The sequence below is a fragment of the Massilimicrobiota sp. SW1139 genome (assembly GCF_012027715.1).
Lineage (GTDB): Bacteria > Bacillota_I > Bacilli_A > Erysipelotrichales > Coprobacillaceae > Allocoprobacillus > Allocoprobacillus merdigallinarum.
Window position 1 is genome coordinate 1 of record NZ_SJOR01000007.1, and the last position, 15,497, is coordinate 15,497.

The window sequence follows — 15,497 nt, forward strand, 5'->3', positions numbered from 1 at the left end:
CATTATGAACGAACACGATTCAACGCGCTATCTTTTTGCACAAAGTATTAAAGATTTAATGGCAAAACAGTCATTAGATAAAATGACTGTTACAGATATTGTGAAACATAGTGGAATGACAAGACAAACTTTTTACCGCTATTTTAAAGATAAATACGATTTGGTTAATTGGTATTTTGAAAAACTGGCTGATAAATCATTTCGACAGATTGGCAATTCTTCAACACTGAGAGAAGGACTGATTAAGAAATTTACTTTTTTACTGAATGATAAAATCTTTTTTATGCAGGCGTTTCAATCTAAGGATTATAATAATGTCGAAAATTATGATTATCAATGTATTTTAGAGTTTTATCAGAATATTATTTATAAAAAAATAGGAAATATTCCTACGGATATTATGTTTTTATTAGAAATGTACTGTCATGGTTCTATCACAATGACAGTGGAATGGGCGATTTCAGGAATGAATAAGACACCTGAAGAAATGGCTGATTTATTAATTCAGGCTTTACCTCCTAAATTAGAGCAATTGTTGTCTGATTTATAGTTTTGATGAGCCTATATGGGACATGTTAATAGGTTATGAAAGTGGAGTTCATATCAATATAGAATTCCTGTGAAAATGTTTTATGAAGTAAAGTGACAAACGCTTTCATTTGTCACTTGTTTTTATTTTCACAAGAATGTTAAAATAGAATCAGCAAAATAAAGGAGATGTAATAAAAATGGCAAACAGATTTGTATTAAATGAAACAAGCTATCATGGAAAAGGAGCAATCAATGAAATTGTTACTGAAGCAAAAGCAAGAGGTTTTCAAAAAGCATTGGTTTGTTCTGATCCGGATTTAATTCAATTTGGAGTTACAAAAAAAGTAACAGATTTATTAGACGAAGCAGAATTGGTTTATGAAATTTATTCAGATATTAAAGCTAATCCAACAATTGAAAATGTACAACATGGTGTAGAAGCATTGCATAATGCAAAAGCTGATTATATTATAGCTATTGGTGGTGGATCATCAATGGATACTGCTAAAGCGATTGGGATTATTGATCGTAATCCAGAATTTGGAGATGTAAGAAGCTTAGAAGGTGTTGCTGATACTAAAAATCCATGTACACCAATCTTTGCAGTACCTACAACAGCAGGAACAGCAGCTGAAGTCACTATCAATTATGTTATTACTGATGCACAAAAAGATAGAAAAATGGTATGTGTAGATGTTCATGATATTCCAGTTGTTGCTTTTGTTGATCCTGATATGATGGCAAGCATGCCTAAAGGTTTAACTGCTGCAACAGGTATGGATGCATTGACTCATGCGATTGAAGGATATATTACTAAAGGAGCATGGGAAATGAGTGATATGTTCCATTTAAAAGCAATCGAAATCATTGCGAAAAACTTAAGAGGAGCTGTTGAAAATACACCAGAAGGTAGAGAAGGTATGGCTTTAGGTCAATATATCGCAGGTATGGGATTCTCTAATGTTGGTTTAGGATTGGTTCATAGTATGGCACATCCTCTTGGAGCATTATATGATACACCTCATGGTGTGGCTAATGCGATTATTTTACCAACAGTTATGGAATACAATGCACCATATACTGGTGAAAAATATAAAGATATTGCTGAAGCAATGGGTGTTGATACAACAGGTATGAGCCAAGATGAATATCGTCAGGCTGCAATCAATGCTGTTAAACAATTATCACAAGATGTTGGTATCCCAGCTGATCTTAAAGATATTGTTAAAGAAGAAGATTTAGACTTCTTAAGTGAATCAGCTTTAGCTGATGCATGTTGTCCAGGAAATCCTAGAGATACAAGTGTTGAAGAAATTAAAGCATTATATCAATCTTTATTATAATAATTCACAAAGTACATCTGTCATGGGTGTACTTTTTTTGTTATAATGAAAATGGAGTGTGAAAATAGATGGAAATGATTAACCAAACATTAATAATGTCTTTTTTAGGGATGATTGCAGTTAGCAGTATTGTTTTTCCTATTCTTTTTCTTGTACAAAGACGTAAACAACATCGTGAATGGATGCAGTGGTTAGAGATGAAAGATAAAAATAAATCTTAAGATGGATTTTATTGATAATTTTAAAAATGATATTATACTATAAAGTAGAGGTCGTTTGACAATTCAATGGTTTTATAGTAATATTTAGGAAATTTATGTGATGAGAAGGAGATATGTATCAAAATGGACTCGAGTCAGATAGTCATGATTTTTACTTTTATTGTGCTTATTTCATTATCGGCTCTTTTTTCAATGAGTGAAACAGCATTTATGTCAATCAATAAAATAAGAGTAAAGACATTGGCAGAGGAAAATAATAGGAAAGCGATTCTAATTCGGTCATTATTAGAAGATCAGACACGTTTATTAAGCTCGATATTGGTAGGAAACAATTTAGTCAATATTGCTGCTTCTTCTTTAACGACATCTTTTGTGATTAGTATTTTAGGTAATGAAGGAACGGGTGTTGCACTTGCAACAGGTGTTGTGACTTTAATTATATTAATTTTTGGTGAGATTACGCCTAAATCTCTAGCTACACAAAACGCTGAATCTATTGCTTTTGGAGTATGTCGCTTCATTAAGCTGGTTGTTATTATTTTTACTCCTGTTGTGGCTATTTTAAATATTGTTTCAGGTTTTTTTGTTCGTCTTTTTGGTGGTGATGCTAACAAAGGTCCAACAATGACAGAAGAAGATTTAAAAACCATCGTTACTGTTTCTCATGAAGAAGGCGTTTTGGAAGATGAAGAAAAAGAAATGATTCATAATGTGTTTGAATTTGGTGATACTGAAATTAAAGAAGTCATGACTCCAAGAATTCATGTTGAAAGTATTTCTGATGATACGACTTATGATGAAATCATTTTAGCTTTTAGAGAATCTCAATTTTCAAGATTACCTGTTCATAATGATTCATATGATGAAATTATAGGTGTATTATATATTAAAGACTTGTTTTTATATGATGTTCACCGTGAAGATTTTGATGTAACAAAAATCATGCGTGATACTTATTTTGTTTATGAATTCAATCAGATTTCTGATGTTTTTGAAGCTATGCGAAAAGATCATGTGTCGTTAGCGGTTGTATTAGACGAATATGGTGTCATGAGTGGAATTGTAACTTTAGAAGATATTGTAGAAGAAATCGTTGGCGAAATTGATGACGAATATGATGAAGTTGAACAGTCCATTGTTGATTTAGGTCGAGGTGAATATCTCATTGATGGAAGTTTGAATATTGATGAGGTTAATGATGTTTGTGAAACATCATTTGATTCAGAAGATTTTGAGTCTATTGGTGGTTTGGTTTTAGGACAGTGTAATGGAAGTCCTGAAATCAATCAGGAAATCATTATTGATTCGGTTATATTTACAATCAAAGAAATTGATAAGAATAGAATTGTATTGTTGCATTTAAAAAAGGGATTTGAAAATGAAGACGAGAAAGGGGAGGAAAAACAAAGTTAATGTTTTTCCTCTCTTATTGGTGGGAGGCCATTTATGAGAGAATTCTATGAGCGATGTACAATTATATATGATGATTATCGTACTGCTATACCACCGTATGCAGCTGCGGCCTTATCTTTTTATCTTCTGTTGCTGTTAATACCAGCATTTACATTAATTGCGATAGGAACATCACTTTTTAATATTGATATGACTGTACTCCAAAATATTATAGAGCAGTTTGTTGTTAAGGAATATGCACAGATGTTGATTGAAATATTAGAATCACGTTCTTTTAATACAGTTGCCTTAGTGACAATTCTGGTATCTATATATACAGTTTCAAGAGGTATTGGCAATATTTATGAAATCAGTAAACGTATGTATCAACCTGAAACTGAAGAAAGTATCTTAGGGTTTTATGTTTATACGATTAAGATCACTATTTATTTATTATTGTTGTTGATTGGAGTTATTGCGATTACTGCGATTGGACCGTTAGCTTATATTTTTAACTTTTTATATTCCTATGCAGGAATCCGTCATATTTTGTTATATGTTTTAATCTGTTTTTGTTTAACTGGCATTTATATGATTGTACCAAGAATGAAAATTCATTATAGCGATGCTTTTCAAGGGGCATTGGTTGCCAGTGTATTACTATTGATATTATACTATGCATTGAGTTTTTATTTTCAAATTGCTGATTATCAGTCCGTATATGGGCCATTGGCTTCTATTGTGATTGTTTTGTTTGTTTTTAACTGGACTGCCGAATTTTTCTATGTTGGCATGTATATTACAAATATATTATATTTCAGGAGGATCTCTGATGAGAAAAGAAAGAGTAGAAATAAAGAAATTGGGAATTAATGGTGAAGGAATAGGGTATATTGAAAAAAAGATATGCTTTATTCAAGATGCTTTGCCAGGTGAAATTGTAGATGTTGAAATCATTGAAAGAACACGTCAATTTACAAAGGGAAAAGTTGTCAGATATATTCAAAAGTCACCATATCGACAACCATCGGTTTGTAAAGAGTACACAAATTGTCAAGGTTGCGCTTTAACAACGCTTGAATATTCAAAACATTTATCATTTAAAAAAGGATTATTGAAAGATGCCTTAAAGAAATACACACATTTTGATGTAGAACGTTTACCTATTCAAAAAACAATAAAAGCACCTGAAACTTTACATTATCGTCAGGTTGTGTCTTTGCCTATAACATATTTTAAAGGAAAAGTACATGCTGGAATTTTTCAGCGTGAAACAAAATATTTAACTTTAATGAATCAATGTTCAATGCAAGATTCCTTGATCAATACATGTATTCAAAAGATTGAAGATATTTTAAATGAACATCATGTCAGAGATTATAATGATAAAGTTAAAAAAGGTTTACGCTTTATGCGTATGCGAAATATTGATGGACAAATTCAAGTTTTATTTGTGACTGGACAGGATGGCATGAAACAGGAAGTCATCAATGATATCAGCCAAATTCCTGAAGTGAAAAGTATCTGGTATACAATCAACACAACACGTTATCAGCAATTTGAAATGCAAGGATATAAAAAGGCTTATGGACAATCTTATTTGCCATTCCAGTTTTTTGATCAGAAGTATTTATATTCGATAAAATCTGAATTCCCTGTTTATCCTCAAATGGAAAAAATAAAACTTGATACAATTCGTTCTTTATTATCTGAAAATTCAAAGATTTTATCATTGAATTGTGGAATAGGTTTATTAGAACTTTCTTTAAAACAAAATATTGTTGCTGTTGATGAAAAGAATTATCATATTCATGATGCAAAAGAAAATGCAAAATTCTTGGTTAAAGATAATGTTCAATGGATTTGTCAAAATGTTCATGAAGCATGTATTCAACAATGCAAGAAGAATCATTTTGATGAAGTGATTGTAAGAAGTTCTGAATTAAGTGATGCTTTTAAACAAAGTTTTATCTTATCAAAAATAAAACATATTATATATGTCAGTGATCACCCATCTTCTTTAGCGAAAGATTTAGAAGAATTGGATAAATATTATCGTATAGAAAAGATCATTCCTATAGATACATATCCATATTCTGCTAAATTTGATACAGTGGTTAGTCTGATTAGAAAATAGTTTCCTTTTATGGGAAACTTTTTTTGTGAACATTTTGTGAACATAGGATATAATTCTATTTCCAAATACATAAAAAAATGCTATACTATACTAGTATTTTAAAGATATGGAGGGATATAATGTCAATTTTATCTGGAAAAGGAAAAGTAAAGTTAGATGGCCAAAAAGGCTTAACTAAAGATAAACCTATTTTGACTATCGAAACACCTGACGTTATTTATGTTCCCCTTGTTTTAGGAGTTGCAACAGATTTTGATGTTCATGTTAAAGAAGGAGATCATGTCTGCATTGGAACAAAATTGGCAACACGTAAAAGTATGTACGTTCCAATTTATTCTCCAGTTTCTGGAACAGTTAAGGGAATAGAAAAACGTATGCATGCTTCAAAGCGTTTACAAAATCATATTGTGATTGAAAATGATCATAAAGATGAAAGAGTAAAAGCATATGAAGTCAGTGATCCTGATCATATGAGTCAGGAAGATATTATTAAAGCCATTAAAGAATTGGGAATTGTTGGATTAGGTGGTTCTGGATTCCCAACATATGTTAAATATGAAAATGTTCAAAACATTGAAACAATTTTAATTAATGGTGTAGAATGTGAACCATTCTTAACAAGTGATCATGTCGCTATGAAAAGAGATATTAAAGCACTTTTTGATGGAACACATTATTTAATTCAAGCTGCGGGAGCTAAAAAAGCCATTATTGCTATTAAGGAACATAAACCTGATTTAATGGAACTCTTAGTAGAAGAAGCTAAAAACTATGATAACATTGAACCACGTGAAGTTCCTGATCGTTATCCTATGGGATGGGAAAGAGTATTGATTCGTACGGTCTTTAAAAAGGAATATGATCGTTTACCTGCTGAAATAGGTGTTATTGTCAATAACTCATCAACAGCTATTGCTGTTTCTAAAGGAATACGTCAAGGCGAAGCGATTACACGTCGTGTTGTGACATTCTCTGGAAATGGTTTGAAAGAACCACAGAATGTTGATGTCGCAATTGGAACACCAGTTAATTATATTGTTGAAAAAATTGGTGGATATATTGATGAAGATTGTGATGGATTCTTAGTTGGTGGTGGACCAATGATGGGAAAATCTGTTATGAATGATACATTTGTAATCTATTCTCATAACAATGCCATTACAGTTATGAAAAAAGAAAATATTCAACCATTACCATGTTTAAAATGTGGTGAATGTACATTGCACTGTCCAATGCATTTGCAACCTGTACGTATTATGCAGGCAGAAAAGGCAGCCAATGTTGAACTTATTGAAAAATTAGATACATCTCGTTGTGTTGAATGTGGTATGTGTACATATATTTGTCCAAGTAAGATTGAAGTGACAGATATGGTCGCAAAAGCAAAACGTCGTTACCAGTTAGCACAAAGAAAAAAGAATGCGTAGGGAGGGTGAAGATTAATGAAAATTACTTTACAAAGAACATCACCAAATTATAGACAAAAGCTCTCTACACATCGTATTATGAGAGATTTAACAATTGGTCTTTTGGTGTTAGTTGCTTATTCTTTATATTATTATTACTATAACTTTACAACAAATGATCCATTGATGCATGTTGCATTGATGTATATTGTTTCTTTAGTTGTTGCGATTGCAACTGAAGCTGTATGGGCACTTATTCATAAAGAAAAAGTTCTCACTTATTTGAAAAATAGTTTTGCATGGGTAACAGCTATTATCTTTACATTAACATTGCCAGCTGGAACACCTTTATATGTGACAGCTATTGGTTCATTTATTGCTATATTCTTTGGTAAATTAGTTTATGGTGGTTTTGGACACAATATCTTCAATCCAGCTTTGGTTGGTCGTGTTGTTGTACATTTGGCTTATGGTGCAGAACTGATTGCAAATATTCCTGATACTGTAAATGGTGTTGATATTGCAACAAAAGCAACACCAACAACAATGTTGGCTGGAACTTCATGGCTAGGTGGAGAAAGTTTCTCTTATACTTTAGGTGATTTATTCTTCGGTAATCATACTGGTGCTTTAGGAGAAACTTGTATTGTATTGATTTTAATTGTTGGAATTATATTAGCTATCAGAAAAGTTTATGATGCGAGAATTCCAGTTGCTTATATGGGAACAATCTTAGTTTTAGCTGAAGTGTTTGCTTTAGTGAATGGATTAGATCCTATAAGTTATCCATTAATTCATTTCTGTTTAGGTGGAGCAATGTTTGGGGCTGTCTTTATGGCAACGGACCCAGTTACATCACCATCTAGTCCGTTAGGAAAGATTATTTATGGTATTTGTTTAGGATTTTTAACAATGATTATTCGTTTAAAAGCGAATTATCCTGAAGGTGTATTATTCTCAATTTTAATGATGAATATGTTAACACCATTAATTGACTCATTTGTTTTAGGTAGAACTGACCAAAATGTTGGTAAACAATGGGCTGCTATTGGTATTAGCTTAGTGGTAACTGTTGCATGTGTCTTTGGTATTAGCACAGGTATTAAAAATGATGTTGCTGCAGCTGAACAGGAAGCATTAGAAGCTCAAAAAGCAAAAGAGGAAGAAGAAAAGAAAAAGGCTGAAGAAGAAGCTAATAAAGTTCAATGGACATATCTTGAAACAACTGATGATGGATATGTCATGCAAGTTAATGGATTTGGTGGAAGTGCTAATCCAATGAAAGTGGCAGTTAAAATTGATGGTGATACAGTTGAATCTGTTAAAGTTCTTGAATACGCTGGTGAAACAGGTGGATATGGAAAAGATTTAATCGAATCAGGAACAGGCGGAAAATTAAATGAAAAAGCCAAAACTTTCTATGATCAAGTGTTAAATGGTAGTCTTTCTACAAGTGATGTTGATGGTATTGATACATCAACAGGTGCGACAGTCACTTCAAAAGGAATTGTCAATGCGATAAAAGGTGCGATTGAACAAGCTCAAAAAGCACCGGTTGTTGATGGTGATACTTACACATATACTTTAACAGCAAAAGGATACGGTGGAGATGCTAATCCAATGACAATTAAAGTTTCTGTGAATAAAGCAAATGAAACTGTCACAAAAGTAGAAGTTGTTGAATACGCTGGAGAAACAGGTGGATTTGGAAAAGATTTAATTGAATCAGGTGCTGGTGGAAGTTTAAATGAAAAAGCGAAAACTTTCCATGATAATGTTTTAAATGGCGAAACTAAATGGGCTGATGTTTCTGGAATTGATACATCAACAGGAGCAACAGTTACAACAAAAGGAATTGTCAATGCTATTCAGGAAGCTATTGATCAAACAAAGTAGGAGGGAAATAAGATGAAAAATATTGTTAAATTAACTGTTTTCCTTGCAATTGTGGCTGGCTTAGCTGGAGGCGCTTTGTCATTTGTTAATGGCATGACAGATCCCATTATTCAAGAACAAAAAATTGCCAGTGTTAAGGAAAATTTAGTCAAAATTTATTCTAGTGGTGAAGAATTTAAAGCTTTAGATGTTTCTTTAAGTGATTATCCTGCTTTGGTTTCAGTATATGAAGCCGATAAAGGTGGAAGTGCTGTAGGATATATTTATGAAACTGCTGCTCAAGGATATGGTGGACAAGTCAGAGCCTTGATTGCTTTAGATAAAGATGGAACATATAAAGGATTACAAATTATTGATTGCAGTACTGAAACAAAAGGTATTGGTGATCAAGTCGCTGGTGAAGCATTTATTAGTAGTGTTGTAGGTAAGAACATTGGTGATTCTATTGATACAATTTCTGGTGCTACCATTTCTTCAACAGCTGTTGTGGAAGGAATTGAACAAGCAACACAACATTACAATGAAAACTATAAGTAAGGAGGGAACATAGATGAAGAAATTTGATATATTTAAAAAAGGGTTAATTGCTGAAAATCCAATCTTTGTTTTATTGTTAGGTCTATGTTCATCCCTAGCAATTACAACTTCATTAACAAATGCAATTGGTATGGGAATGGCTGTTATTTGTGTTTTGTTAATGAGTAACTTTATTATTTCTTTATTAAGAAAAATCATTCCTAACGAAATTAGAATACCTGTATTTATTGTTATTATTGCAACACTTGTTAAATGTGTTCAAATGCTTATGAATGCATATACACCTGCTTTGTATGAATCATTAGGTGTTTTCATTCCTTTAATTGTTGTCAACTGTATTATTTTAGGAAGAGCAGAAAGCTTTGCTTCTAAAAATGGTGTTGTTGACTCTATTTTAGATGCTTTAGGAATGGGGCTTGGATATACATTTGCAGTTGTGATTATTTCATTCTTTAGAGAATTAATTGGAACAGGTGGTTTATCATTATATAATCCATTTGATGCAAGTCAGATTATTTTCCAATTTAGTTTCTTTAGTGATTACGCAATCAGCTTGTTTACTCAACCTGCTGGAGCCTTCATTACTTTAGGAACAATTCTTGCGTTTATTCAATTCTTAAAAGTAAGAAAAGCTAATAAAGCAAAGAAAGCGGAGGTCAAATAGTTTATGGAATTAGTCAGTTTATTTGTAGGTTTAACGTTTGTTAATAACGTTGTATTAAGTAAGTTTTATGCTATTTGTCCATTATTAGGTGTTTCTAAGAAACCTAAAAATGCTTTGAACATGGGATATGCTGTTACATTTGTCATCTTCTTAGCATCAATTATCACATATCTTTTATACTATTATGTATTAACTCCATTAAATATTACTTATTTGGATTTAATTACATTTATCTTGGTTATTGCGTCTTTAGTACAATTTGTTGAAATGTTCTTGAAAAAGACAAGTCCAGAAATTTATAAATCAATGGGTGTCTATTTACCTTTGATTACAACAAACTGTGCTGTATTAGGTGTAGCATTAGATAATATCAGTGCTGGTTATACATTTATTGAAGCTATGGTTGCAGGTCTTGCAGTACCAATTGGATTTACAATTGTTATTTATGTTTTTGCGACAATTCGTGAAAGATTAGACATTGCAAATGTTCCTGAAAGCTTTAAAGGAACACCAATTGCATTAATTACTGCTGGTATTATGGCATGTGCTATTGCCGGAATCGCAGGTCTTGTTTAATGACTATTTGGGCAATTATTTGGCTAGTTATTTTAATAGCCATCTTTATTGGAACATATTTATTAAATAAACACACACCAAAACCAGAAGGGTGTGAAGATATGAGTGAATGTGTAGGATGCAATAACATTGCTTGTTCTCATCACAGTGCTCATCATAAGGAGGAAGTCAAAGATGCAAATTAGTGCTATTTTAGCATTGCTTGTTATTGGAGCTGTACTTGGATGTGTTTTAGGTATAGCGAATCAATATCTTCGTGTTGAAGAAGATAACCGTATCAGCGATGTTACAGAAATGTTGCCAGGTGCCAATTGTGGTGGTTGTGGTTATCCAGGATGTGCTGGTTTTGCTGGTGCTTTGGTTGAAGGAGAAGCATCAAAAGTGTCTGCCTGTGTTGTCAGCAATCAGGAAACAAGAGAAAAAATTGCAAATTATTTAAATGAAACACCTGGACCAGATGGAAAAACAGTAAACGTTTCAATTTAAATGTTTCATAAGGAAATTGACTATGAAGTGTCAATTTCCTTTTTTTATATTTTTGTTTTGAGTGATCATTTTAAAAATACTGGACTTCTTATATATTAATGCTTTACATTCAAAAAAATGTGTATTATAATACTGTTCGTAACCGAACAATGGAGGTGGTACGATGTTTAGAGATCCAATTGGATATCGTATTAAAACATTAAGCAATTTAATGAAAAGAAATATGGATAAACATTTGGGACCCCAACATGATAGAGCGACAATGATGCAAACCTGGATCATTGGTTTTGTTCAATTAAGAGACAGTGAAGGCAAGGATACTTTTCAAAAGGATATTGAAGAGGAATTTTCTATTAATCGTTCAACGACTTCTGAAATGCTGACCTTGATGAATAAGAGGGGGTTGATTGAACGTGTTCCTGTAGATTATGATGGACGTTTGAAAAAAATTGTTTTAACCAAAAAAAGTTTAGAGATTCATGAATGGATTAATCAGGCTATGATGCAACTTCATGATAAATTAACTGATGGTTTAACAACGCAACAAATTGAAACATTTATAGATGTTGCGGATCATATGATTCAAAATATGTCTAAAAATGAACAGGAATCTACTGATTAGAAATCGTGTTGGTTACAAAATCGTTAAAGAAGGGGTGGTTATATGGTTATTAAAACATTGATGAAACAAATCAAACAATATAAAAAAGATTCTTTTTTAACAATGTTTTTTGTTATCGTCGAAGTTATTTTGGAGATTTTGATTCCTTTGTTAATGGCAAGAATTATTGATTTAGGAATTGAAGCTGGAAATATTAATGCTGTATATAAATATGGATTTATCATGTTTATTATTGCAATTGGAACTTTATCAACTGGTTTTTTAGCTGGGAAATATGCTGCAAAGGCTTCAACAGGATTTGCTGCTAACTTAAGAGATGGAATGTATACAAATATTCAATCATTTTCATTCTCTAATATAGATAAATACAGTACTGCTGGACTTGTTACACGTTTAACAACAGATGTGACGAATGTTCAGATGGCTTATCAGATGATTATTCGTATGTGTATTCGTGCACCAATGAACTTAATTTGTGCCCTGACAATGGCTTTTATGATTAATCATGAATTAAGTTTGATTTTTGTTGGAGCAATGGGATTCTTAATTATTGTTTTAGGATTTATCATGATTACAGCGACACGTTATTTTAATCAGGTCTTTCCTAAATATGATGATTTAAATGAAAGTGTTCAAGAAAATGTTGTCGCTATTCGTGTTGTCAAATCATTCGTAAGAGAAAAATATGAAAATGAAAAATTTAAAAGAGCTGCACAAAATATCTATCGTTTATTTGTAAAGGCTGAATCTGTATTGGCTTTAAACAACCCTGCTATGATGACAGCTGTTTATGGATGTATTTTACTTTTATCATGGTTAGGAGCAAAGAGTGTTGTTGGTGGAACTCTAACAACAGGAGAATTGACAACATTATTTAGTTATATCATGAATATTTTGATGTCATTAATGATGTTATCTATGGCATTTGTTATGATCACAATGTCATTTGCTTCAGCAAGACGTATTGCAGAAGTTTTAAATGAAAAATCAGATTTGGTTTCTCCTGAAAATGCCTTAAAAACAGTGAAAAGTGGATCTGTCACTTTTGATCATGTGACTTTTTCTTATAAACATGGAACAGGTGAACCAGTGCTTAGAGATATTGATATCCACATTCACTCTGGTGAAACAATTGGAATTATTGGTGGAACTGGAAGTGCCAAGAGTACACTTGTCAGCTTAATCAGTCGTCTTTATGATGTTGATCGAGGAAGTGTCATTGTAGGTGGTGAAGACGTTAGAAAATATGATTTGGAAGTTTTAAGAAATGAAGTAGCCGTTGTTTTACAAAACAATGTCTTATTTAGTGGAACCATTTTACAGAACTTAAGATGGGGAAATGAAAATGCGACTTTAGAGGAATGTCAGGAAGCATGTCGTCTTGCTTGTGCTGATGATTTTATTCAAGATTTCCCTGATAAGTATAATACTTATATTGAACAAGGTGGAACAAATGTTTCTGGTGGACAAAAACAACGTTTATGTATTGCCAGAGCATTGTTAAAGAAACCAAAAATATTAATTCTGGATGATTCAACAAGTGCTGTTGATACTGCGACTGATGCAAGTATTCAAAAATCATTTGAAGAACGTATTCCAGATACGACAAAAATTATTATTTCACAGCGTGTATCAAGCGTTCAAAATGCAGATCGTATTATCGTATTAAATGATGGTGTTATTGATGATTTTGATACACATGAAAATTTATTAAAAACAAGTGATATTTATCGTACAATATATGAAACACAGACAAAAGGAAAGGAGGAAGCATAATATGAAAAAACAAAATGTTTTAGCACGTCTTTTAAAGAAAGTCTTTAAACGTTATGGTTTAGCTATAGTCATTGTTTTAATATGTATTATTGGGCAGGCTATCTGTAGTGTTCAGGGACAGGTATTCCAACAAAGATTAATTGATGATTATATTATGCCTTTAATTGGACAGCCATCTCCTGATTTTTCTGGATTGTTTTCTGCTCTTTCTGTTATGGCTTGTTTCTTTTTGGCAGGAATTGTTTTTGCTTATGCATATAACCGTATCATGGTGTCTGTTACACAAGGATTCTTACGTGATTTACGTGTAGAAATGTTTGAACACATGGAATCATTACCAATTCGTTATTTCGATAGAACAACTCACGGAGATATTATGTCTGTTTATACAAATGACATTGATACTTTAAGACAATTAATTAGTCAATCTATTCCACAGTTTACTTCAAGTGCTATTACAATTATTACTGTCCTTATATCAATGTTAATGTTAAATGTGACTTTAACATTGATCAGTGTCATTATGGTTTGTATTATTCTCTTTATTTCACGTTCTATTGGAAGACGTTCAGCAAAATATTTTATTAAACAACAAGAAACATTAGGAAAAGTCAATGGTTATATTGAAGAAATGATTTCTGGACAGAAAGTTGTTAAAGTGTTTAACCATGAAGAAAAAGCTATTGAAGGTTTTAGAGATATTAACGAAGAATTACGTCACAGTTCATATCAAGCTAATAAATTTGCCAATGTTTTAATGCCAGTTACCATTCAGGTAGGAAATATGTCATATATTTTATGTGCGGTGATTGGAGCTGTTTTGGCATTATCTGGTTTTGATTCTTCATTAACAATCGGAACACTTGTCGCATTTATGACATTGAATAGAAGTTTTAATAACCCAATTGGGCAAGTGTCTATGCAAATCAATTCTATCGCTATGGCACAAGCTGGAGCGAAACGTATTTTTGAATTGCTAGATCAGGAAAAAGAAGTAGATGAAGGTATCGTGACATTATGTCGTGTAGAATTTGTTGATGGAAAAATGGTGGAAACTGATAAACGTACAGGACATTGGGCATGGCGTCATCCAAGAGCAAACGGTGAAGTAGAATTGGTTGAAATGAAAGGTGACTTGAAATTAGAAAATGTCAACTTTGGTTATTTTGATGATCATATGGTTTTACATGATATTGATGTATTTGCTAATCCTGGTGAAAAAATTGCTTTTGTTGGAGCAACTGGTGCCGGTAAAACAACTATTACAAACTTAATTAATCGTTTTTATGATATTCAAAGTGGAACGATTACTTATGATGGTATTGATATCAAATTAATTAAAAAAGATGATTTACGTCGCTCATTAGGTGTCGTATTGCAAGATACACACTTATTTACAGGAACTGTTATGGATAACATTCGCTATGGACGTTTAGATGCGACTGATGAAGAATGTATTGAAGCTGCTAAACTTGCTAATGCAGATGCTTTTATCAAACATCTACCTGATGGCTATGATACAATGTTAACTGGAGATGGAGCGAATCTTTCTCAAGGGCAACGACAATTGATTGCGATTGCTCGTGCTGCAGTTGCGAATCCTCCTGCTTTAATCTTAGATGAAGCCACTTCATCTATTGATACAAGAACAGAAACTCTTGTTCAAAAGGGTATGGATGGATTAATGGAAGGAAGAACAACATTAGTTATTGCCCATAGATTATCTACAATTAAAAATAGTGATTGTATTATGGTTCTTGAACATGGTCATATCATTGAAAGAGGTAACCATGAAACATTGATGAAACAAAAAGGTAAATATTATCAATTGTATACAGGAGCTATTGAAATGGATTAAGGTCTTAGGACCTTTTTCTTTTTAAGCACATAAGTTGTAAAAAGTGAAAGAC

General features: G+C 32.2%; 16 protein-coding genes. All 16 read left to right on the forward strand.

Annotated elements, in window-relative coordinates:
• Positions 1 to 550: TetR/AcrR family transcriptional regulator C-terminal domain-containing protein (locus E0K96_RS05385; protein ID WP_370519881.1), on the forward strand; the 550-nt coding region annotated here is incomplete at its 5' end.
• Between the two features lie 178 nt (positions 551 to 728).
• The gene (fucO, locus tag E0K96_RS05390) at positions 729 to 1,874 is read left to right on the forward strand and encodes a lactaldehyde reductase (RefSeq protein WP_168081753.1); all 1,146 of its coding nucleotides are present in this window, start codon (positions 729 to 731) and stop codon (positions 1,872 to 1,874) included.
• A 68-nt stretch (positions 1,875 to 1,942) separates the two neighbouring features.
• A complete protein-coding gene (locus E0K96_RS05395; protein WP_168081755.1) occupies positions 1,943 to 2,095 on the forward strand; it encodes a hypothetical protein in 153 nt (50 codons plus the stop codon).
• Between the two features lie 123 nt (positions 2,096 to 2,218).
• Complete coding sequence (locus E0K96_RS05400; protein WP_168081757.1) at positions 2,219 to 3,508, forward strand: HlyC/CorC family transporter; 1,290 nt, start codon at positions 2,219 to 2,221, stop codon at positions 3,506 to 3,508.
• A gap of 33 nt (positions 3,509 to 3,541) precedes the next feature.
• Positions 3,542 to 4,360, forward strand: coding sequence for a YihY/virulence factor BrkB family protein (locus E0K96_RS05405; protein WP_168081759.1), 819 nt, complete (start codon positions 3,542 to 3,544; stop codon positions 4,358 to 4,360).
• The gene (gene rlmD, locus E0K96_RS05410) at positions 4,320 to 5,624 is read left to right on the forward strand and encodes a 23S rRNA (uracil(1939)-C(5))-methyltransferase RlmD (RefSeq protein ID WP_168081761.1); all 1,305 of its coding nucleotides are present in this window, start codon (positions 4,320 to 4,322) and stop codon (positions 5,622 to 5,624) included. Before E0K96_RS05405 ends, rlmD begins: the two co-directional genes overlap by 41 nt.
• Positions 5,625 to 5,743: 119 nt before the next feature.
• Positions 5,744 to 7,051, forward strand: a complete 1,308-nt coding sequence (locus tag E0K96_RS05415) for an RnfABCDGE type electron transport complex subunit C (RefSeq protein ID WP_087242972.1) — start codon at positions 5,744 to 5,746, stop codon at positions 7,049 to 7,051.
• A 15-nt stretch (positions 7,052 to 7,066) separates the two neighbouring features.
• Entirely contained in the window at positions 7,067 to 8,926 is a 1,860-nt protein-coding gene (locus E0K96_RS05420) for an RnfABCDGE type electron transport complex subunit D (protein WP_168081763.1), read from the forward strand.
• A gap of 12 nt (positions 8,927 to 8,938) precedes the next feature.
• Complete coding sequence (locus E0K96_RS05425) at positions 8,939 to 9,463, forward strand: RnfABCDGE type electron transport complex subunit G (RefSeq protein ID WP_168081765.1); 525 nt, start codon at positions 8,939 to 8,941, stop codon at positions 9,461 to 9,463.
• Positions 9,464 to 9,476: 13 nt separating this feature from the next.
• Positions 9,477 to 10,127: an electron transport complex subunit RsxE gene (gene rsxE, locus E0K96_RS05430; protein WP_087242967.1), complete on the forward strand. Its 651-nt coding sequence runs from the start codon at positions 9,477 to 9,479 to the stop codon at positions 10,125 to 10,127.
• Positions 10,128 to 10,130: 3 nt separating this feature from the next.
• Complete coding sequence (locus tag E0K96_RS05435) at positions 10,131 to 10,703, forward strand: electron transport complex protein RnfA (RefSeq protein ID WP_087297112.1); 573 nt, start codon at positions 10,131 to 10,133, stop codon at positions 10,701 to 10,703.
• Positions 10,703 to 10,888 (forward strand): hypothetical protein, encoded by a 186-nt coding sequence (locus E0K96_RS05440; protein WP_087242963.1) that lies wholly within the window; start codon positions 10,703 to 10,705, stop codon positions 10,886 to 10,888. The genes E0K96_RS05435 and E0K96_RS05440 overlap by 1 nt, the downstream gene beginning before the upstream one ends.
• A complete protein-coding gene (locus tag E0K96_RS05445; protein ID WP_087305438.1) occupies positions 10,878 to 11,189 on the forward strand; it encodes an RnfABCDGE type electron transport complex subunit B in 312 nt (103 codons plus the stop codon). Before E0K96_RS05440 ends, E0K96_RS05445 begins: the two co-directional genes overlap by 11 nt.
• 163 nt (positions 11,190 to 11,352) lie before the next feature.
• Complete coding sequence (locus tag E0K96_RS05450; protein WP_087242959.1) at positions 11,353 to 11,811, forward strand: MarR family winged helix-turn-helix transcriptional regulator; 459 nt, start codon at positions 11,353 to 11,355, stop codon at positions 11,809 to 11,811.
• Positions 11,812 to 11,853: 42 nt separating this feature from the next.
• Positions 11,854 to 13,587, forward strand: coding sequence for an ABC transporter ATP-binding protein (locus E0K96_RS05455; RefSeq protein WP_168081767.1), 1,734 nt, complete (start codon positions 11,854 to 11,856; stop codon positions 13,585 to 13,587).
• A gap of 1 nt (position 13,588) precedes the next feature.
• A complete protein-coding gene (locus E0K96_RS05460) occupies positions 13,589 to 15,445 on the forward strand; it encodes an ABC transporter ATP-binding protein (RefSeq protein ID WP_168081769.1) in 1,857 nt (618 codons plus the stop codon).
• Positions 15,446 to 15,497: the final 52 nt, after the last annotated feature.

Bases quoted from the DNA above. Each gene is read 5' to 3' on its own strand.
- rsxE (WP_087242967.1), top strand. From the start codon at position 9,477: ATGAAGAAATTTGATATATTTAAAAAAGGGTTAATTGCTGAAAATCCA.
- E0K96_RS05450 (WP_087242959.1), top strand. From the start codon at position 11,353: ATGTTTAGAGATCCAATTGGATATCGTATTAAAACATTAAGCAATTTA.
- E0K96_RS05420 (WP_168081763.1), top strand. From the start codon at position 7,067: ATGAAAATTACTTTACAAAGAACATCACCAAATTATAGACAAAAGCTC.
- E0K96_RS05460 (WP_168081769.1), top strand. From the start codon at position 13,589: ATGAAAAAACAAAATGTTTTAGCACGTCTTTTAAAGAAAGTCTTTAAA.
- E0K96_RS05435 (WP_087297112.1), top strand. From the start codon at position 10,131: ATGGAATTAGTCAGTTTATTTGTAGGTTTAACGTTTGTTAATAACGTT.
- E0K96_RS05400 (WP_168081757.1), top strand. From the start codon at position 2,219: ATGGACTCGAGTCAGATAGTCATGATTTTTACTTTTATTGTGCTTATT.
- E0K96_RS05405 (WP_168081759.1), top strand. From the start codon at position 3,542: ATGAGAGAATTCTATGAGCGATGTACAATTATATATGATGATTATCGT.
- E0K96_RS05455 (WP_168081767.1), top strand. From the start codon at position 11,854: ATGGTTATTAAAACATTGATGAAACAAATCAAACAATATAAAAAAGAT.
- E0K96_RS05395 (WP_168081755.1), top strand. From the start codon at position 1,943: ATGGAAATGATTAACCAAACATTAATAATGTCTTTTTTAGGGATGATT.
- rlmD (WP_168081761.1), top strand. From the start codon at position 4,320: ATGAGAAAAGAAAGAGTAGAAATAAAGAAATTGGGAATTAATGGTGAA.
- E0K96_RS05425 (WP_168081765.1), top strand. From the start codon at position 8,939: ATGAAAAATATTGTTAAATTAACTGTTTTCCTTGCAATTGTGGCTGGC.
- E0K96_RS05415 (WP_087242972.1), top strand. From the start codon at position 5,744: ATGTCAATTTTATCTGGAAAAGGAAAAGTAAAGTTAGATGGCCAAAAA.
- fucO (WP_168081753.1), top strand. From the start codon at position 729: ATGGCAAACAGATTTGTATTAAATGAAACAAGCTATCATGGAAAAGGA.
- E0K96_RS05440 (WP_087242963.1), top strand. From the start codon at position 10,703: ATGACTATTTGGGCAATTATTTGGCTAGTTATTTTAATAGCCATCTTT.
- E0K96_RS05445 (WP_087305438.1), top strand. From the start codon at position 10,878: ATGCAAATTAGTGCTATTTTAGCATTGCTTGTTATTGGAGCTGTACTT.